General features: G+C 64.6%; 20 protein-coding genes. 10 read left to right on the forward strand and 10 right to left on the reverse strand.

The window, feature by feature from the left end; translation table 11 throughout:
* Window positions 1-34: 34 nt before the first annotated feature.
* Complete coding sequence (locus C563_RS0107135) at window positions 35-1684, forward strand: amidohydrolase (RefSeq protein ID WP_018761354.1); 1650 nt, start codon at window positions 35-37, stop codon at window positions 1682-1684.
* A 95-nt stretch (window positions 1685-1779) separates the two neighbouring features.
* Complete coding sequence (locus C563_RS0107140) at window positions 1780-2523, forward strand: polyprenol monophosphomannose synthase (protein WP_018761355.1); 744 nt, start codon at window positions 1780-1782, stop codon at window positions 2521-2523.
* A gap of 73 nt (window positions 2524-2596) precedes the next feature.
* Here the strand turns inward: C563_RS0107140 and C563_RS0107145 are convergent, their stop codons facing one another.
* The 5 genes from C563_RS0107145 to C563_RS0107165 form a co-directional block, all read right to left on the reverse strand.
* Window positions 2597-2944 (reverse strand): RNA polymerase-binding protein RbpA, encoded by a 348-nt coding sequence (locus tag C563_RS0107145; protein ID WP_018761356.1) that lies wholly within the window; start codon window positions 2942-2944, stop codon window positions 2597-2599.
* Between the two features lie 237 nt (window positions 2945-3181).
* On the reverse strand, window positions 3182-4126 hold the full coding sequence (locus tag C563_RS0107150) for an SPFH domain-containing protein (RefSeq protein WP_018761357.1): 945 nt from the start codon (window positions 4124-4126) through the stop codon (window positions 3182-3184).
* Between the two features lie 22 nt (window positions 4127-4148).
* Window positions 4149-4622: an NfeD family protein gene (locus C563_RS0107155; RefSeq protein WP_018761358.1), complete on the reverse strand. Its 474-nt coding sequence runs from the start codon at window positions 4620-4622 to the stop codon at window positions 4149-4151.
* A 128-nt stretch (window positions 4623-4750) separates the two neighbouring features.
* Complete coding sequence (locus C563_RS0107160; protein WP_018761359.1) at window positions 4751-5632, reverse strand: putative RNA methyltransferase; 882 nt, start codon at window positions 5630-5632, stop codon at window positions 4751-4753.
* A gap of 68 nt (window positions 5633-5700) precedes the next feature.
* Entirely contained in the window at window positions 5701-6381 is a 681-nt protein-coding gene (locus tag C563_RS0107165; protein WP_018761360.1) for a peptide deformylase, read from the reverse strand.
* 53 nt (window positions 6382-6434) lie between these two features.
* On the opposite strand from C563_RS0107165, the gene C563_RS0107170 reads away from it, so the two are divergent.
* The gene (locus tag C563_RS0107170; RefSeq protein WP_018761361.1) at window positions 6435-6845 is read left to right on the forward strand and encodes a nuclear transport factor 2 family protein; all 411 of its coding nucleotides are present in this window, start codon (window positions 6435-6437) and stop codon (window positions 6843-6845) included.
* 23 nt (window positions 6846-6868) lie between these two features.
* On the opposite strand, the gene C563_RS0107175 is transcribed toward C563_RS0107170, so the two are convergent.
* The 3 genes from C563_RS0107175 to C563_RS0107185 are packed head-to-tail and all read right to left on the reverse strand — an operon-like array spanning window position 6869 to window position 9927.
* Window positions 6869-8026 carry an FAD-dependent oxidoreductase gene (locus C563_RS0107175; RefSeq protein WP_018761362.1) on the reverse strand — a complete coding sequence of 386 codons (1158 nt, stop codon included), beginning with the start codon at window positions 8024-8026 and terminating at the stop codon, window positions 6869-6871.
* Window positions 8019-8705 (reverse strand): class I SAM-dependent methyltransferase, encoded by a 687-nt coding sequence (locus C563_RS0107180; protein ID WP_018761363.1) that lies wholly within the window; start codon window positions 8703-8705, stop codon window positions 8019-8021. Before C563_RS0107180 ends, C563_RS0107175 begins: the two co-directional genes overlap by 8 nt.
* Before the next feature lie 22 nt (window positions 8706-8727).
* Window positions 8728-9927 (reverse strand): type III polyketide synthase, encoded by a 1200-nt coding sequence (locus C563_RS0107185; protein ID WP_018761364.1) that lies wholly within the window; start codon window positions 9925-9927, stop codon window positions 8728-8730.
* Between the two features lie 995 nt (window positions 9928-10922).
* Here C563_RS0107185 and C563_RS0107190 point away from each other — a divergent pair.
* Together C563_RS0107190 and C563_RS0107195 are read left to right on the forward strand one after the other, a co-directional pair.
* Window positions 10923-11324: a DUF3054 domain-containing protein gene (locus C563_RS0107190; RefSeq protein ID WP_051083435.1), complete on the forward strand. Its 402-nt coding sequence runs from the start codon at window positions 10923-10925 to the stop codon at window positions 11322-11324.
* A gap of 129 nt (window positions 11325-11453) precedes the next feature.
* Window positions 11454-11735 carry an Lrp/AsnC family transcriptional regulator gene (locus tag C563_RS0107195; protein ID WP_018761366.1) on the forward strand — a complete coding sequence of 94 codons (282 nt, stop codon included), beginning with the start codon at window positions 11454-11456 and terminating at the stop codon, window positions 11733-11735.
* 6 nt (window positions 11736-11741) lie between these two features.
* Here the strand turns inward: C563_RS0107195 and trpD are convergent, their stop codons facing one another.
* The gene (gene trpD / locus C563_RS0107200; protein ID WP_018761367.1) at window positions 11742-12797 is read right to left on the reverse strand and encodes an anthranilate phosphoribosyltransferase; all 1056 of its coding nucleotides are present in this window, start codon (window positions 12795-12797) and stop codon (window positions 11742-11744) included.
* 148 nt (window positions 12798-12945) lie between these two features.
* On the opposite strand from trpD, the gene ctaE reads away from it, so the two are divergent.
* The 4 genes from ctaE to qcrB all read left to right on the forward strand — a co-directional run bounded on the left by ctaE (window position 12946) and on the right by qcrB (window position 17277).
* Entirely contained in the window at window positions 12946-13584 is a 639-nt protein-coding gene (gene ctaE / locus C563_RS0107205; protein ID WP_196803315.1) for an aa3-type cytochrome oxidase subunit III, read from the forward strand.
* Window positions 13585-13670: 86 nt separating this feature from the next.
* Complete coding sequence (gene qcrC, locus C563_RS0107210; RefSeq protein ID WP_018761369.1) at window positions 13671-14459, forward strand: cytochrome bc1 complex diheme cytochrome c subunit; 789 nt, start codon at window positions 13671-13673, stop codon at window positions 14457-14459.
* A 99-nt stretch (window positions 14460-14558) separates the two neighbouring features.
* The gene (qcrA, locus tag C563_RS0107215; RefSeq protein ID WP_026264469.1) at window positions 14559-15629 is read left to right on the forward strand and encodes a cytochrome bc1 complex Rieske iron-sulfur subunit; all 1071 of its coding nucleotides are present in this window, start codon (window positions 14559-14561) and stop codon (window positions 15627-15629) included.
* Complete coding sequence (gene qcrB / locus C563_RS0107220) at window positions 15607-17277, forward strand: cytochrome bc1 complex cytochrome b subunit (protein WP_018761371.1); 1671 nt, start codon at window positions 15607-15609, stop codon at window positions 17275-17277. The genes qcrA and qcrB overlap by 23 nt, the downstream gene beginning before the upstream one ends.
* Window positions 17278-17385: 108 nt before the next feature.
* Here qcrB and C563_RS0107225 read toward each other — a convergent pair whose 3' ends face one another.
* Window positions 17386-18156: a GntR family transcriptional regulator gene (locus tag C563_RS0107225; RefSeq protein WP_018761372.1), complete on the reverse strand. Its 771-nt coding sequence runs from the start codon at window positions 18154-18156 to the stop codon at window positions 17386-17388.
* A gap of 160 nt (window positions 18157-18316) precedes the next feature.
* Here C563_RS0107225 and C563_RS0107230 point away from each other — a divergent pair, with 160 nt between their 5' ends.
* Window positions 18317-18619: an HPr family phosphocarrier protein gene (locus tag C563_RS0107230; RefSeq protein ID WP_026264470.1), complete on the forward strand. Its 303-nt coding sequence runs from the start codon at window positions 18317-18319 to the stop codon at window positions 18617-18619.
* The last annotated feature ends 23 nt before the right edge of the window (window positions 18620-18642 follow it).

Genomic DNA, 18642 nt, shown 5'->3' on the forward strand with positions numbered 1-18642 from the left:
CCGGCCTGTTCACACCCCAGGAGTCCTGCCCACCATGCCCAATCCCGCTGCCACGTCCCGCGCCGCTCCGGTCCTGTACCGCAACGGATCCGTCTACACCGCTGCGGACCCATTCGCGACAGCCATGCTGGTGGATGGCGACACCGTCGCCTGGGTTGGTTCTGAACAGGCGGCTGCGTCCATCGCCGACAGCTCGATGGAGGTCATCGACCTCCGCGGCGCACTGGTGGCACCGGGCTTCGTGGACTCGCACATGCACCTGACGGAAACCGGCATCGCCCTGGACTCCCTGCAACTCGGATCAGCAACGTCTGCCCGGGAGCTCCTGGACGCCGTCGCCGGCGCTAAGGGCGAAGGCACGGTGTTGGGGCACGGCTGGGATGAGACCACATGGGCCGACCCCACGCTGCCCACGGCGGACGAATTGGAGCGGGCGGCCGGAGGCCGGCCGGTCTACCTTTCCAGGGTTGACGTGCACTCGGCGCTCGTCTCACCGTCGCTTGCCCGGTCCGCGGCCCTTCAGGGCCAGGACGGGTTCGACGGCGGAGCCAGGGTCATCCGGGCAGCCCACGCCGCAGCGCGGCTGGCCACACGGAAGCTGCCGGCCGGGGCCCTGAAGCAGCACCAGGCCCGCGCCCTGGCCGAGGCTGCCGCCAACGGGTACGTCGCCCTCGCCGAGATGGGGGCGCCCCACATCGGCGGCCTGGACGATCTCAAGAGCGCCGTCGCATGGAACGCACAGGATGCATCGGCCCGGCCGGTTCCCGAAATCCTGCCGTACTGGGGCGAGGCGGTATCTTCCGAGGAGCAGGCCCGCGCCCTCGTTGCGCAGTTCGGCGGTGGCATCCGCGGGCTCGCCGGGGACCTGAATATTGACGGATCGATTGGCTCCCGGACTGCCGCCCTGCGGGCCGGTTACAGCGACGCCGGCCACGAGCACGGCGCTGCGTACCTTGACGTCGAGCAGGCCGCAGCCCATCTGGCCGCCTGTTCTCTGGCCGGTATCCAAGGCGGTTTCCACGTGATTGGAGACGCCGGGCTGGACGTTGCCCTGGAGGCGCTTGACCGCGCCGCCCAAGCGGTCGGCGCACAGCGGGTGCGTGCCGCCGGCCACCGCTTCGAGCATGTTGAAATGGTGGATGCCGCTGCCGTCGAAAAACTGGCTTCCTATTCGGTGACTGTGAGCGCCCAACCGGCGTTCGACGCAGCCTGGGGCGGACCCGGCGGGCTTTATGAGCGACGACTGGGGGAGCGGAGCCGGTCCATGAATCCGTTCGCCTCGTTCTACTCAGCAGGGGTCCCAGTCTGCTTTGGCAGCGACAGCCCGGTGACCCCGCCGCGTCCTTGGTCCAGTGTCCGCGCGTGCGTGGAGCACCACAACGAGGGCGAAAGAATTTCCGCACGTGCCGCGTTCCTGGGCCACACCCGCGCCGGCTGGAGGGCCGCCCGGCACACCAACCCGATGGCCGGGCAACTCGTCCCCGGAGCCCCGGCAAGTTTCGCCGTATGGGAGGTGGAAGAACTGATGGTCCAGGTGGCTGACGGTCGGGTCCAATCATGGAGCACGGATCCGCGTGCCAGGACCCCGCTGCTGCCGGCGCTGGACACGGGTTCGGATCCCGTGTGCCTCCAAACCGTGAAAGACGGAGCCGAACTGTTTGCCAGCCCGGCCTTGCGTTCCTGAGCCAGGTTTCTACCGCCCTATAATGGGTAGTTGCGCCCACCGCCGGCCAGCCCGGCACCAGGTGCTCCGACCACTTCCACCAGGAAAGGCCCTTCGTGCGCGTCCTTACGATCATTCCCACCTACAACGAACTGGAATCGCTGCCCAAGACGCTCCAGCGCCTGCGGACGGCTGTTCCGGCGTCGGACGTACTGGTGGTCGATGACAACAGCCCCGACGGTACCGGCACCCTGGCCGACGGCTTCGCCGCGGAGGATCCCCAGGTCCACGTCCTGCACCGCAAAGGCAAGGAAGGCCTTGGGGCGGCCTACATCGCAGGTTTCAAGTGGGGACTGGAAGCCGGCTACGACGTCCTCGTCGAAATGGACGCCGACGGCTCGCACCAGCCCGAACAGCTCCCGCAACTCCTTGAAGCCATTGAGCAGGGCGCAGACCTGGCCATGGGCTCGCGCTGGGTCCCCGGCGGCAGCGTGGTCAACTGGCCGCTGTACCGGCAGGCAATCTCCCGTGTGGGCAGCACGTACGCCCGGCTGATGCTCGGCCTCCGGATCAAGGACGTCACCGGCGGCTACCGCGCCTTCCGCCGAAGCACTTTGGAAAAGCTCAACCTGGACCAGGTGGATTCGGTGGGCTACGGCTTCCAGGTGGACCTCGCCTGGCGCGTCGCCAAACTCGGCCTCCGTATCGAAGAACGCCCCATCACCTTCGTCGAACGCGAACTGGGCGCCTCGAAGATGAGCGGCAACATCGTGGTGGAAGCCATGATCAACGTCACCAAGTGGGGACTCGCAGCTCGCTGGAACACGCTCGCCGGCAAAGTGAAAAACACGAACTCGTAGCCCTTACCACGGTTAAAGAAAGGGGGCGTCCCCGCACTGGAAGTGCGGGGACGCCCCCTCGTTTTTGCGTGGCCTAAGCGGAGCGGCGCTCTCCACGGCGTTCGCGCAGAATGGTGAGGCGGTCCTCAAGGATCTGTTCCAGCTCAGGAAGGGACCGGCGTTCCAGCAGCATGTCCCAGTGGGTGCGGACTGCTTTGTCGTTGCTCGTATCCGGCTTTTCGCCGTCTACCAGGAGCGCTTCCTTGCCGGTCTTGGAGACCCATACCGGAGGAATTTCCGCCTCGGAGGAGAACGTGACGAAGACCTGCTCGCCATCCTCGCAACGGTACTCGACCCGCTGGCGCGGAGCCGGCTCAACTCCGGACTCGGTCTCCATGCTCTGCGCACCAAGGCGCATGCCCCGCAGGCTGCGATCGCTCATGATTTCTCCCTCTGGTCGGTTCGCGGATGAAAACTCCGCGACTGCCGGTGGTGACGATGCGCCGCCGGACTCTTGTGTGCACTGTGCTGCATCATTGGATTCAACGCATTGCGAAGCTGTGTTGTTCCAGCTGGTGGTATCCTGCCGGACAAATACACAATTATACGGGCTTTTTGCCGCCGGAACCAAAACAGGGAGGGGCCCGCGGCGCGGGTCCCTCCCTGTTTCAGGGTCTGGTTAGGGCTCGGTCCGCTGGGCCGGAACGTCGTCGAACAGTCCGTTCGCCGCCTGTTCCGGTGCGTTGCCTCCCAAGGCGCTTCCGATTCCCTTCAGGGCCTCACCGATTTCACTGGGGATGATCCACAGCTTGTTTGCCGAGCCTTCGGCCAGTTTCGGCAGCGTCTGGAGGTACTGGTAGGCCAGGAGCTTCTGGTCCGGGTTTCCCTTGTGGATCGCATCGAAGACCTTCTGGATGGCTTGCGACTCGCCGTCTGCCCGGAGGATGGCGGCTTTGGCCTCGCCCTCGGCCTTGAGGATGGCGGCCTGCCGCTGTCCTTCAGCGGTAAGGATGGCGGACTGCTTGGTCCCCTCGGCGGTAAGAATGGCGGCGCGCCGGTCGCGTTCGGCACGCATCTGCTTCTCCATCGAGTCCTGGATGGAGTGGGGCGGATCGATTGCCTTCAGCTCCACCCGGGACACGCGGATGCCCCAGCGGCCCGTCGCCTCATCAAGAACGCCGCGGAGCTGCCCGTTGATCTGGTCACGCGAAGTCAGGGCCTCCTCGAGGTTAAGCCCGCCCACCACATTGCGCAGCGTTGTCGTGGTGAGCTGCTCCACCGCCTGGATGTAGTTGGCGATCTCATAGGTGGCGGCGCGTGGATCGGTGACCTGGAAATAGACCACCGTGTCGATGGACACCACCAGGTTGTCTTCCGTGATCACCGGCTGCGGTGGAAAGGAAACCACCTGTTCGCGCAGGTCCAGCAACGGCAGGAGCCGGTCCACAAAAGGAATCAGGATGGTCAGCCCCGGGTTGAGCGTCCGCTGGTATTTGCCCAGGCGTTCAACGACGCCGGCACGTGCCTGCGGGATGATCCGGACCGACCGGACCAAAACGATGATGACGAACACGATCAGGACCACCAACACAACGGCCAGTGCGGTTCCGCCTGCGTTTTCCATAAAACTCCTTATCCCCCAAATGTCAGGCTGTTTCAGGGCCGGTGGCCGCCGCCGGCGGCACCGAAACCACTGCTGTTGCGCCGTCAATGGCCGAGACGACCACCTTCTGGCCTGCGGGAAGAACTCCCGCCGCGGAGCGTGCGCTCCAAATATCGCCGCCGATTTTCACCAAACCGCCGTCCGAGGTCACGGCCTCCATGACGATTGCGGGTTCGCCGATGAGGCGGTCAACGTTGGTCCGCTGCTCGGACGGGCCCTTCTTCAGGTGCGAGAGTGCCACCGGCCGCACGAACGCGACCATGAGCAGGGATACGATGCAAAAGACCACCACCTGGAGCCAGGGTTCGGCGCCGGCAAAGTCAGCTGCCAGGGCGGCAAGAGCGCCGCCACCGAGCATGATGAAGAACAGGTCAAGGGTGATCATCTCGATCACGGCAAACGCCAGGAACGCCGTGAGCCACAGCGCCCACCAGTTTTCCCCAAGCCACTCGAACATCCTGTTTCCCCCTTCGTCACGGGGGAGCCGCGTCTGCGGACCCGCCTGCAACTGTCTTTTCATCCTAGTCCGGGGACCGGGCAAGCGCGCCGGACGCAGGCGCCGGCCCGGGGATAGTGGCCAAGTCGTTACGCGGCGCCGTGTTTCCTGGGCCGGAACACCATCAGCCTGAACCGTGCGCCGGCCGTCACGGGTTCGGGGCGGCTCTCCAGCCTTTCCGCGATGTGCCCGGGATCCAGGTGGTGTCCCGCCGGTCCCATGAAGGCAAGGTCCGCGGCGGCCGCGCGGGTCAACGTGAGGGCTATGTCGACGTCGGAGGAGCTGTCCAGGTCGAAATAGCCGGCCATGCCCTCCGCCAGGCGGTCATCCTTCCCCTCTTCGATGCCGAGCATCCCGGTGACCGCGGCAAGTTCCGCGAGGTGGCCGGGCCGGGGAGTCACCACCACCAGCGCCCCGGCAGGGCGCAGTACCCGGGCGAATTCGGCCGGGTTCCGCGGGGCAAACACCACCGTGACAGCGTCCACCGAGCCGGTGGCCACCGGAAGGGGCTGCCAGATGTCGCAGACCATGTTGATGGCTTCCGGGTTGAGCCGCGCGGCGCGGCGCAGCGCAAACTTGGATATATCCAGGCCGATGGCCGCCACGTGCCGCCCGCCAGCGTCCGCGGCGTCGAGGATCTCGCGGAGGTAATGGCCGGTTCCGGTTCCGGAATCCAGCACCGCGGCACCTGTTTCCGAGAGATAAGGGACGACGGCGGAAGCTACGGCGCGTGCCAGCGGCAGGTAATGGCCGTTCCCCAGGAAATTGACGCGGGACTGCACCATGGCGGCGCTGTCCGCCTCAAACGACGTTCCCTTGCCAACCAGCAGGTTGAAGTAGCCTTGCCGGGCGGCATCAAAGTGGTGACCGGCAGCGCAAGCCAGCCGGGGTTGCGTCCCGGCGCCGGGTCCGAGGAGTACCAACGGATTCGAGCAGACGGGGCACAGGAGGGGGAGGTCCGCGGATGGCATGGACACCAGTTTATGGTGGCCTGCCCGTCCTGCTGCCCGTTGCTGGGCAGAGGGTGGCCCGCCCGAGGTCAGCCGAGGGATATTCCCGCGGGGCCGGCGTCGAACCCCAACCCGGTGCTTGCCCTGCCGATGCCCGGTTCCGCCCAGTGGGCCGCATATTCCGCATTGCTGCTGAGGGAACGGAGCTGGGCGCGGTCGATATAGAGGATGCCGTTGAGGTGGTCCGTCTCGTGCTGGACGATGCGGGCCTGCCAGCCGGAAAACACGCGCTGCTCCGCCGCGCCGTCGGGCGTCAGGTAGTCCAGCAGCACGGTGTCCGGCCGCGACACCACGGCCTGCAGCCCGTTGAGGGAAAGGCATCCCTCGTAGAACGCTGCCTGCCCGGACCCTTGCGGGGTGTAGCGGGGGTTGAGGATTGCCAGGAATTCCAGCGGGCTCCGGTGCCGCAGCGCTGCGGCGCCGGGGTCGACGTCGTACAGGTCTTCCAGGACCGCGAGTTGCAACGGGATGCCAAGCTGGGGCGCGGCCAGGCCGACACCGGGGGCTTCGTGCATGACCTGGCGCATGACCTCGATGAGGCGGCCAAGCTGCTCCGCCGAAAGTTGGCCGTGGAACTCTGCGGCCTGCTGGCGCAATGCGGGGTGGCCGGCCTGGACGATCGGCGGCAGGGAACCGGTCGACAGGATCCGCTCCACGGCCTCGCGGATTTCGTCGGGTCCGGCAGTCGTCGGGGGAGCACTCTGGATCATGATGACAGCCTACTGGGGGACGGCCTGCGGAAACCTCGGCTAGGGTCGATTGCATGGTTGATGAGTTGGCGCACGGCTCGCCGCTGGCGCGTGTCCTGGAGTTTATCCGTGTCCTTGAAGCGGGAGGTGGCGCCGCTGAAATCCGCCCGTTCCTCTCGGACGGATTTGTCCTCACGGAAGCGCCGCACCTGCTGGCACCGGAGGGATCCACCCGGACGCTGGAGGGCGTGCTTTCCGGTGCTGACCAGAGCCGCCAGGTAGTGGAGGACCAGGAGTTCGTGGTCCGTCGGACGACATGCGAGGGCGGCCGCGTGGCCGTGGAAGCCGATTGGTCGGCCACCCTGCTGATGGATCTGCGGTACTGGGATCGCGGCGAAACCATCCGGGCCAGGACGTCCTCCGTCTTTGAGGTGAAAGACGGCCTTATTGTGAGCCAGGACAGCTACGACTGCTATTTCCGCTAGGCACGCCCCGGCCCACCACTGGTTCATTGCATGGTGAACCGCATGGCTGCCCACCGGTTGACTGCCGGAATGGAGGCGGCAGTACCGAGTGCCGCCGTACGGATTCGAAGCAACGGAGCCGGCAGGGGCCGGCCGAGCGCCATGTTGATTTCGGCCTGGCGGCGCGCACGGACCGCTGCCCTTCGCCGGGCCCTTTCGAAGTCACTGAAGTGGCTGTCCGCAGGGCCGCCGGGGAGGGCCTCGAGAACCAACGGGGCGAGTGCTTCGGCATCAAGCCAGCCCAGGTTCATGCCCTGGCCGCCGATAGGGCTGATTTCATGGGCCGCGTCGCCCAGCAGGATTACCCGTCCGGCCACAGTACGGCCGGCGATGACCGAACTGACGCTGAAGGCGCTCAGCATGGAAGTGGTGGCCGGGTCGAGAACGATTCCGGTCCGCCGGCCCACCAGGCCAGCCAGGTCGGTGGCCGTTGCGGAACCGGCCGGGCAGTCGAGCCGCACCACCCAGCGGCGGATTCCGCCCGGGAGCGGGAACGATTCCACGATGCCCTGCTGCTCGAGGAAGAGGGCAGCCTTTTCACCCAGTCCGCTGTCGTCGTCGAAATCCCCCATGAGGTAATGGTCCTGATACGTCCTGCGGGCGGCAGCCACGCCCAGGGCGCCCCGGAGCCGGGAGCGGGCACCGTCCGCGGCCACCAGCAGCGCGGCCGAGGCCCGGGCCGGCGCGAGCGATGGATGATCCGGGGACTCGAACGCGACGGTGACCCCGGCGCCGTCGTCAGTGAACCCCGTAACGGTTGCGCCCCTGACCAGGGCGTTCGGGTCCAAGGCCAGCACACGGTCCGCCAGGATTTGCTCCGTCTTGAACTGGGGCAGCGCAAGGACGAAGGGAAAGTTGGCGGACACGGTGCCGAAAGCCATGGTGCCGACTGTTCTTCCCCCGCTCAGGGCAACGCCTTCACGGATCCGGACACCCTCCCGAACCAGGGTTGGTACCACGCCGATCCGGCTAAGTGCCTGCAGCGCCGGCGGGTGGATACCGATGGCCCGGGTGTGCTGGTTCCGTGACGTACGCTGTTCCAGCACCTTGACGGTGACGCCCTCCTGGAGCAGGAGCCCGGCAAGGAACAGCCCAACAGGGCCGCCGCCGGCGATGACAACATCGGCAGCCAGCTCAGCCATGTCGCCACGTCAGGACTTGATGGAATGCCGACGACCGTTCCACGAACCAGCCCGGGGGAGCGGCGGCGGACAATTCAGCGGGTTTATAGCTGCGCCGGATGGAGGTCAGGCCGTCCTCGCGGATGAAGGAGTGCCGGAACGGCATTGCGGCAACGCTGAAGAGGGCGAAGGCTGCCGGGCTGCGGATGAGGTCGTTATGCAGCGATGTCCTTTCCGCGAGGATTTCCGAATCTGCCAGCAGGTGCCGGAGCTCTTCGGGAGACAGGTGGTGCAGGACATGGTTGGAAATGACGACGTCGAACCGGGCCTTCTCGCGGACGAGGTCGCTGCTGTGGGCCTGCCGGAAGTCCACACCGGAGGCAGCAGCACGTTGCCGGGCAAAGCGGGCGGCTCGGGGATCCGGGTCGATTCCCGTGATGTGCATCTTCTTCCCGTCCCGGGCGGCCCAGCGGGAGAGCGTGACGGCGAGGTCGCCGCCGCCGCATCCGACATCCAGGATGGTCAGCGGGCGTGGCTGTGGCGGAACGATGGGCCGAAGCTCCCTCGCGTACAGTCCCCGCCACCCGGACAAGACTCTGTTGATGACGCCGAACTGGCGGTAGGTGTTGTCCAAAAGCCGGGCATCACAGTCGGCGCGGTCCATCTGCTCGACGGCAGCAGCAGCGCGGCGGGCCAGCATGAAATCCATCGCCCGGACCCGGTCAGCCGACTGTGGCTGCCTCGGCGGTGGCCGTATCGGACGTCTTTCCGTGTCTTGCAACGGCCTGACGGAGCTTGGTAAACAGGCCTGTTTCCACGGTGAGTCCTGGGCCGAAGGCCATGGAACAAATGCGTTCACCCCCGCCGGTTCCGTCCCGGAGTGGTTGTTCCAGGATGTGCTTGAGGACGAAAAGCACCGTGGCGCTGCTCATGTTCCCGTAGTTGCGAAGGATTTCGCGGGCGGGCACCAGCTGCTCCTCCGTGAGGTCCAGCCGGGACTCGACCTTGTCCAGGATGCTGCGGCCGCCCGGATGGATGGCCCAGTGGGGGATTGAGGTGTAGGGGAGTGCCGCCAGTTCCGGTTCCCGTGCCAGCAGGGGCACCAGGGCGCCCACAATGTGTTCGTCGATGATGTGGGGCACGTAGTTGCCGAGCACCATTTCGAACCCGTTGTCGCCGATGTTCCAGGCCATCGAGTCTTCGCCGACAGGTGTGAGGACCGTTTCGAAGTGGTCCAGGGCGAGCAAAGCGGTGTCGCGGGCTCCGGGCCGGGCCGTGACGACGGCGGCAGCGGCTCCGTCGGCGAACAGCGCTGAACCCATGATGGCATCGGGATCGTTGGACGTGCGCACGTGCAGGGAACACAGTTCCGCGCAGACAACCAGGACGACGGCCTTGGGATCGGCCTCGCAGAACAACTTTGCGGCGCGCAATGCGGGAAATGCCGCGTAGCAGCCCATGAAGCCCAAGTGGTACCGCTGGACGGCCGGGTTCAGCCCCAGCTCCCGGACCACCTTGTAGTCCGGGCCGGGGTTGAAGAATCCAGTGCATGAAACAGTGATGAGGTGAGTTATGTCAAGTAAACCAAGATCCGGGACGGCCGCCAGGGCAGCGCGGGCTGCCTCAATGAAGAGCTTCGTGGCTTCCCGGGCAAAAATATCGTTGCGGACCTTGGTGCTGGGATTCAGCAGGAGTCCGGATTCCTGGTCGTAGAACTGCGGGTTGTCCGAGCGGGATGCGTTCGTCATTTCCTCTACGGCGGTAAACCGTGTCTCGATGGCTGCACCGTCAAAGCAGGTGTTCACCAGCCGGGATCCCAGACGCGACAATCCCGGCTGCGCAGCGAAGACATCGCGGGCTTCGGACTGGATCAGCTTGGTCGTCGGGACTGCAGTTTCCAGGGAACACACGTAGGCCGTCATTGGTTCATTCTTGACGCGCGCCGCACCAAAGACAATGGGCCCCATGCCGATTGACCAGCCGATTCGCGGGATTGGGCCTTGGGGATCCGCCCCGCTCCCGAAGATTCCCAAAGCGCCGATAATCTACATTATGTAAAGTAACGTTTTCGGAGAGCCTGGACTGGAGCGCTTCGCAGCCCTCTCCCGGCTCCCGATTTTGGCGGACGCTCAGTGGCGCCGGCGTATGGAGGCCCCAACCACGCCTCCGAGCGCGAGCCCCACGGCGCAACCCCAGAAAGGGCTCTGAAACAGAGCCAGGCCCAGGCTGAATCCCATAGCGGCCCCGACCAGCGTGCAGATCCATAACGGTTTGTTCACTATCTCTCCGGATGCAGGGAGTGACGTCGATCCCTGCCGACATTACTGCATGCCCCCATAACTGCTTCGAAGAGACAACACCCGCCATTGCAGCAAATAGGTAGCTGCGACTGGTGTGCGGCGGCTCTTTGCGGTCCTATCCTGTTGCACATGGCGGCAAGCCGAAAGGCCTGCTGCGGGCCACACGGTGGAGCGGTTCCTCGGATGCCGTCCTTTTCATGAAGCTGGCGCCGGCGCCCCACACCCCCACGTCTCCCAGGACGCCCGATGCGAGAATTTGCCTGCGTTCAACATTGCCCAGCCTGCCCCGCGAACGGGCAGGCGTGTCATAGCCATTTGCGTGGGGAAGCCCTGAAGCGGGCTCCGGGACGTCCGATCCTGCTACTGCGGCCGGCCCCGGTTAAGGTCCGGTCACTGCGGGCCATCGCCATCGCATAAACAGTCACAGACGTCCTCGTTGAGTGGGATGGTGACGCCGGGTACCAGCTCAGCTGGGAGGCGAGCTGGCTTGTCCGCAGGGTGCGCCGAGCGCCTGCCGGCGACCCCCTTCCGGAGGCACCCTGACCACCCCACTCCCCTGGCCCTGCCTACCAGCCCGGCAGCTGCTCATGCTGCCCCGGACAGCTAGAGTGAAAGCCATGGATTCCCTCAAGACGAAGCCTGCACCATCAGTTGTGGCGCGAACCGTTATCCTTGCCGCCGCGGCTGACCTCATCCTCATCCTGGCATTTGCGGCAATTGGACGCGATGCCCACCACCGGGAAGAACCGGTCCTGGGTGTCTTGCTCACAGCGTGGCCATTCCTTGCCGGCGCAGCCGCCGGCTGGATGGCAGCACGGGCATGGAGGAATCCACTGTCAGCACTCCGTGCAGGAGTTCCCGTATGGGTTGGCAGCCTGGTCGGTGGAATGGTCCTCCGGGCGCTCACCGCCCAGACCGTGGTCCTCCCCTTCATCATCGTGGCCACATTGGCCTTGGCAGTTTTCCTGGTGGGCTACCGGCTGCTGCTTGCCGGCGTGGTACGCCTGCGTCGCAGGTGAAGCCTCAGCTCAACGGGGAAATCCCCAGCCTGGAAGGCATCCGGAAGATGCCCGCCCGTGTAATAGGCTGGCAGCAGGGAAACAGCTGCCGGGCTTAGCCGCGGCGGAACTGATTGAAGGGGTTCAAACGTGGTCACCGCATTTGTTCTGATCAAGACTGACGCCGCACGCATTCCGGAGACGGCCGAGGAAATATCGGCCATTGAGGGCATCAGCGAGGTGTACTCCGTCACCGGGGAATGGGACCTTATCGCCGTGGCGAGGGTGCCAAGGCACGAGGACCTGGCAGACGTCATCGCTGACAAGCTCTCCAAGGTGCCAGCAGTGGTCCACACCACCACGCATATTGCCTTCCGCGCCTACTCGCAGCACGACTTGGACGCCGCATTCTCGCTTGGCTTCGAACAGTAGGCGGACCTAGGCGCGGGACAGCGAAACCCAGCGGTCCAGCACCGCAGCGGCTGCACCGGAATCGATTGAGTCCGCCGCCCGTACGAAAGCCGCCTGCATACGGGCCAGGAACGGACCACTTGCGTCGAGATCGAAGGCGACCAGGCCGGCGGCCGCGTTGACCAGGACCGCGTCCCGGGCCGGACCTGGCTTCCCGGAGAGCACATCCCGGACCACACCGGCATTTGCAGTGGCGTCTCCCCCGCGCAGTTGTTCCACGGTGGCCAGGCTGATGCCCAGGTCTTCAGGTGAGAAACGGAGCTCGCTGACGGCACCGTCGCGGATTTCCCACACGGTCGACGGACCGGTTGTCGTCAGTTCGTCGAGGCCGTCGTTCCCCCGGAACACCAATCCCCTGCTCCCCCGCCGCGCCAGGACGCCGGCCACGAGGGGCGCCATCCTTGCGTTGGCAACGCCGACGGCCGACGCCTGTACGTTGGCGGGGTTCGTCAGAGGCCCCAGGAAGTTGAACGCGGTGGGAATCGCCAGCTCGCGCCGGGGAACGGCCGTGTGCCGGAAGGAGGGGTGGAAGACCTGGGCAAAGCAGAACGTGATGCCGGCTTCCTCCGCATTGCGTGCCACCCGGTCGATAGGCAGGTCAAGGCGGACACCGAGCGCCTCGAGCACATCGGCAGAGCCGGACGACGACGACGCCGCCCGGTTGCCGTGCTTGACGACCTTGGCGCCGGCACCCGCCGCTACCAGGGCGGCCATCGTCGAGATGTTGACAGTGTTAAGTTGGTCACCACCGGTGCCGACGATATCGAGCTTCTCCCCGGAGATTGCCACCGGCTTGGCGTGGGTCAGCATGGCTTCCACCAGGCCGGAGAGCTCGGCCACTGTCTCCCCCTTGGCGCTGAGTGCCACGAGGAAACCGGCGATCTGGGTTGGCGTCGCTTCGCCGGACATGATGGTGTCCATGGCCCACGACGTGTTGTCGGCCGTAAGATCGGCGCCCTTGATCAGCGCCGAGATGAGCCGGGGCCAGGTGTTGCCGGACGCTGCAGATGCCTGTGAAGTCACCTGCTGATGCTATCGAGCGATGGTGCGCGCTGACCAATATGAACGTCGGCCGGAACTTTTCGGGACGAATTCGCGTCTTTGTAGAAAAAGTCCCCCGAAAAGGCGGTTTGCGTTGGGCAGCACGGACTTTTGCAGACATAATGTCTATGTGACATCTGCGACCCATGCCCCCAGTACCCCGGCGCACCCCACGCTGAACCGCCCCAATATGGTTTCTGTCGGAACCGTAGTGTGGCTGTCCAGCGAGTTGATGTTCTTCGCCGGTCTCTTTGCCATGTACTTCACGCTGCGCTCAACGAGCGGTCAGATGTGGGCGGAAGAGACAGCCAAGCTCAACTTCCCCTTTGCGCTCGTCAACACGATCGTCCTCGTGGCCAGTTCCTTCACTTGCCAGATGGGCGTGTTCGCCGCCGAACGGCTGCAACCCCGCCGCGCCGGCGGAGCCCTGCAGTTCGCCCGCTGGGGAATGAACGAATGGTTCACCCTGACGTTCCTGATGGGCGCGTTCTTCGTTGCCGGCCAGACCACCGAGTACGCAATGCTGGTTTCCGAGCACGTCTCGCTCTCCTCCAACGCTTACGGCTCTGCCTTCTACATGACCACCGGCTTCCACGGCCTGCACGTCATTGGCGGCCTGATTGCCTTCCTGCTCATCATGGGCCGGTCCTTCGCCGCGAAGAAGTTCGGACATTTCGAAGCAACGTCCGCAATCGTCACCTCTTACTACTGGCACTTCGTTGACGTCGTGTGGATCGGCCTCTTCCTGGTCATCTACGTACTCAAGTAGCCAGCTTTGATTCTTTTTCTACAAGAGGCAGAATTTCAGGTAGCGGCTCCCGGAGCCGGCGCAGGATCGAATAAAGGAACCACCACGTGAAGGCACTCTCACAAAAGCGGCGTCACCCACTTGCAGCAATAGCGCTGCTCCTGATGGGGCTCCTCATCACTGGTGGGCTCTACGCCGTGGCCACCAGCATGAACGAGGCCAAGGCGAGCACCACCACGGCAAGCGCAAGCGACGTCGAAGAGGGCGGCAAGCTTTTCGCGGCGAACTGCGCCACCTGCCACGGCATGGGTGCCAGCGGTTCCAAGGATGGTCCCTCGCTGGTGGGCGTCGGCGCCGCAGCTGTTGACTTCCAGGTTGGCACCGGCCGCATGCCGATGCAGATGAACGGACCCCAGGCGATGAAGAAGCCTGTCCAGTTCAACGAGCAGCAGACCTCACAGCTTGCAGCCTATGTCGCTTCCCTGGGAGCCGGCCCGGCAATTCCTGCAGACGAGCTGACAAACGGCGGCGGCGACGCTGCTGCCGGTGGAGAGCTGTTCCGCACCAACTGCGCCATGTGCCACAACGCCGCCGCCGCCGGCGGTGCGCTGACCCGCGGCAAGTTTGCTCCTGCTCTTGCCGACGTAACCGGCAAGCACATCTACGAGGCCATGGTCACGGGCCCGCAGAACATGCCGGTGTTCAACGACGCCAACATCACCCCCGAGGGCAAGAAGGACATCATCACCTTCCTGAAGCAGATCGAGTCCACCGGATCCCCGGGCGGAGCCGACCTGGGATCCCTTGGCCCGGTAGCTGAAGGCCTGTTCGTGTGGGTTGCCGGTCTCGGCGTCATCATCGCCTTCACCATCTGGCTGACCTCCAGGACTTCCTGACGTCCCGCAGGACACACAAAACTTCTGCTGCCCTGTCAGCAGCTTGAAATTAGAAACTAACCCGGCAACTGCCGGGACGAGAGAAGGATGAGGCGAATTATGGGCAACCATAGTGACGGCAGTCCGAACCACTCGGGCACCGTAGCTACGGCTGGTCAGAATGAGGTGGAGAAGTTCCAGGATCCTGGGATTCCCCCGCATCGTTTGCGCCTGGCTGACACGGACCCGAGAGCCGCAAAGCGGGCAGAACGGCAGGTCGCCTTACTGTTTGGCATTTCTGTTGTTGGCACCCTGATCTTCCTGGTGGCGTACTTCGCCATCGATCTGGGTGACGACTCCAGCATCGCCACCATCCGGCTCCAGAACGCCCTGCTGGGCATTGGCACTGCCTTTGCCATGTTGGGTATCGGAACCGGCATCGTGCACTGGGCCAAAGCCCTGATGCCCGATCACGAAGTCTCCGAAGAGCGTCACGCGATCCGTTACGAGGAAGACCGCCAGGCTGCGGTCCGCATCGTCGACGACATCGTGGAAGAGACCGGCATCAAGCGCCGCCCGCTGATCCGTAACACCCTCCTGGGTGCGGTGGCCCTGGCTCCGCTTCCTGCAATCGCGATCTTCGGCGACCTCGGACCCCGCCCTGACGACAAGCTTGCACATACCATGTGGGCTCCGCAGGACGGCAAGCGCAAGCGCCTGACCCGCGACCCTGACGGAACCCCTATCAAGGCTTCGGATGTCACCATCGGCTCGGCGTTCCACGTCATCCCCGAGGGACTCAACGAACTCGAGGAAGGCAAGCTCAACGAGAAGGCAAAGTCCGTTGTGTTGCTCATGCGCCTGGATCCCGCCTCGCTGAACCCGTCCAAGGGCCGTGAAGAGTGGGGTTACAACGGCATCGTTGCCTACTCGAAGATCTGCACCCACGTTGGCTGCCCCGTTGCTCTCTACGAGCAGCAGACGCACCACCTGCTGTGCCCGTGCCACCAGTCCACCTTCGACCTCACGCAAGAGTGCAAGGTGATCTTCGGCCCCGCCAGCCGTCCTCTCCCCCAGCTGCCGATCGCAGTTGATGACGAGGGCTACCTCGTCGCTACCAGCGACTTCCATGAACCCGTAGGACCAAGTTACTGGGAGCGTGATTCGCATGAGCGCAGCATCAACAGCTGAGCCGGCTTTCGTCGCCAAAACCAAGACAGGCCGGATCACCGACTTCGTCGACTCGCGTGTCGGCGGTTCGGGGATCCTCCGCGAGTTCGGCCGCAAGGTCTTCCCCGATCACTGGTCATTCATGTTCGGCGAAGTGGCGCTGTACTCCTTTGTCATCCTGCTGCTGTCCGGAACCTTCCTGACGTTCTTCTTCGATCCGTCCATGGCGGAGACCCACTACGACGGGTCCTACGTCCCCCTTAAGGGCGTGGAGATGTCGGTGGCGTACAGCTCGTCACTGAACATCTCGTTCGACGTGCGTGGCGGACTCTTCATGCGCCAGGTCCACCACTGGGCAGCACTGCTGTTCGTGGCGTCGGTGGCCGTGCACATGCTCCGGGTCTTCTTTACCGGCGCGTTCCGCCGCCCGCGTGAGATGAACTGGGTTGTCGGCTGTGTCCTGCTGATCCTGGCCATGGCCGCCGGCTTCACCGGCTACTCGCTTCCCGACGACCTGCTCTCCGGCAACGGCCTGCGCATCATCGACGGCGTGATCAAGTCAATTCCGGTCATCGGCACGTACATCTCGTTCTTCCTCTTCGGCGGAGAATTCCCGGGCACGGCCATCATCAGCCGCCTGTACATGCTGCACATCCTGCTGGTGCCGGCACTCATCCTACTGATGATCGTTATGCACCTCTTCATGGTCGTGGTCCACAAGCACACCCAGTACCCCGGCCCCGGCCGCAACGACAACAACGTCGTCGGCTACCCCCTCGGACCCGTGTACGCCGCGAAGGCCGGTGGATTCTTCTTCATCGTCTTCGGCGTGATCGCTTTGATGGCCGCGTTCTTCACCATCAACCCCATCTGGAACTACGGACCTTATGACCCCTCCCCGGTTTCCGCAGGCACCCAGCCTGACTGGTACATCGGGTTCGTTGACGGCGCCCTCCGGCTCATGCCCGGGACGCTTGGCAACTGGCACGTCGAGCAGATCTTCTTTGGTCACGTGTTCACGTTCAACGTCCTCCTGCCTGCACTGGTACCGGCCGGGATCCTCTTCACCGTGATGTTCACCTACCCGTGGATCGAGCGCTGGGTGACCAAGGACGACCGTGAGCACCACGTCCTCGACCGTCCGAGGAATGCTCCGACCCGTACCGCCATCGGCATGGCCGGCTTCGTCTGGTACTGCGTCATGTGGGCGGCCGCAGGTTCGGACCTCATCGCAACCCACTTCGGTGTCTCCCTGAACGATGTCACCTACTGGCTGCGTGCACTGTTCTTCGTCGGCCCGATCATCGCGTTTATCGTCACCAAGCGCGTGGCTTTGGCCCTGCAGCGCAAGGACCGCGAAATCGCCCTTCACGGCCGCGAGACTGGCCGGATTGTTCGGCTTCCGCACGGTGAGTTCATCGAGGTGCACGCGCCACTGGATGAATACAAGCGGTACAAGCTGGTTGGTTTCGAATCACCCCAGGTACAGCCGGCTGTGCCGAACGAGCACGGCGTGGTCACCCGGAAGGAAAAGCGGCGCGCGCTGCTCTCCCGCTGGTTCTTCGAGGACCGCGTTGCTCCGGCAACCCCCGCGGAGCTGGAAGCAGCACACGGCCACGGCCACGAGGCTGTCGAAGCTGCAGAGGGCACCAAGAGCCTGACGCACTAGGAAACTCCAGCTGTAACGAAGGGCCCGATCCATGCCGGATCGGGCCCTTCGTTTTGTCGTCCGGGCTCTGTACCCTGAACACCGCCGGCAGTACTCCCCCGGGCTGTTTCAGTGGTTGCGCGTCCTGCGGGCACCAGGCCGCTGCAACGGAACCCACAGCTTGTACCGGTCGGCGCGGTAGTACGAAACGGAATAGTCGACCATGGCGCGCGCCACAAACGCATGCCGTTGGATCTTCAACAATGGCGCCCCCACCTCCACGTTCAGCAACCGCGCCGTGGAGGGCGATGCAGCCGTAGCCTCGATCATGTCCTCGCCCCACTCCATCACCAGGCCGAATTGTTCGCTGAGGACGTTGTACAACGACGTGGGAGGTTCGTGGTCAAGCAGGCCAGGGACGCGGTGGGCAGGAATAAAGTTCTCGTCGACACTCATCGGCTCCCCGTCCGCCAGCAGGAGCCGGCGGAACCGTACCACCGGTGTTCCTTCGTCGAGCTGGAGTTCGCGGGCCAGGAAGGCACTGGCTCCTATCTGCTCGAAACTGAGGACTTTTGCCGCGGGAACCATGCCGCGGCGTTGCATCTCTTCGCTGTAGGACGTCAGCTTAACCTGAAGGTCGAGTTTCGGCCGCCGGACGAACGTTCCCAGCCCGACTACACGTTCGATGACCTCCTCCCCCACCAAGGCATCGATGGCTTGCCGGACGGTCATCCGGGCAAGTCCGAATCGTTCGGCAAGGTCACGCTCAGATGGAAGCGCTGAACCCGGAAGGCAGGATTCGGCTATGTACGCCCTCAGGATCTCGCGGAGTTGCACATAGATTGCGGTGCCGCTGGTGCGGTCAATTTCGCCGGTGATAGCGGTGGCGCCAGCTGCCATGGTCCCTCTTCCTGCCGTGGTTGTCTTCCCTCATTTTAGGACGGTCTAGACCAGTGGGTGACCGCTGGCCTTTTTAGTGCCGCGGGTTGCCCGCCCGCTATATTTAGTCAGGAAAATTTGACCGCCGACGGATGGGGCCGTCGTGACGAAGGAGTCCCCTTTGCCAACACTGAAGGCCGTAGTGACAGCACCTCAGGGCCTGCACGCACGCTCTGCCGCCGTGTTCGTCCGTGCCGTTACCGACACAGGGTTTCCCCTGGCCATTCGAAAGGACGGTGGCGGGCTTGTAGACGCACATTCCCTGCTCCAGGTGATGGCGGCCGACTTCCGGCAGGGCTGCGAAGTGGAACTGGTGGTCAGCGACGACGCCTTGGACGGCGCTCAGGACCGCGGGCGGGCGCTGGAAGCACTCAGGGACCTCTGCAGGCTCCTGGAGTCCCAGGGGGCCACCCAGGGCGTCTAGGAAATGCAAAAACGTCGGGCCCC

The sequence above is a fragment of the Arthrobacter sp. 135MFCol5.1 genome, from assembly GCF_000374865.1.
Lineage (GTDB): Bacteria > Actinomycetota > Actinomycetes > Actinomycetales > Micrococcaceae > Arthrobacter.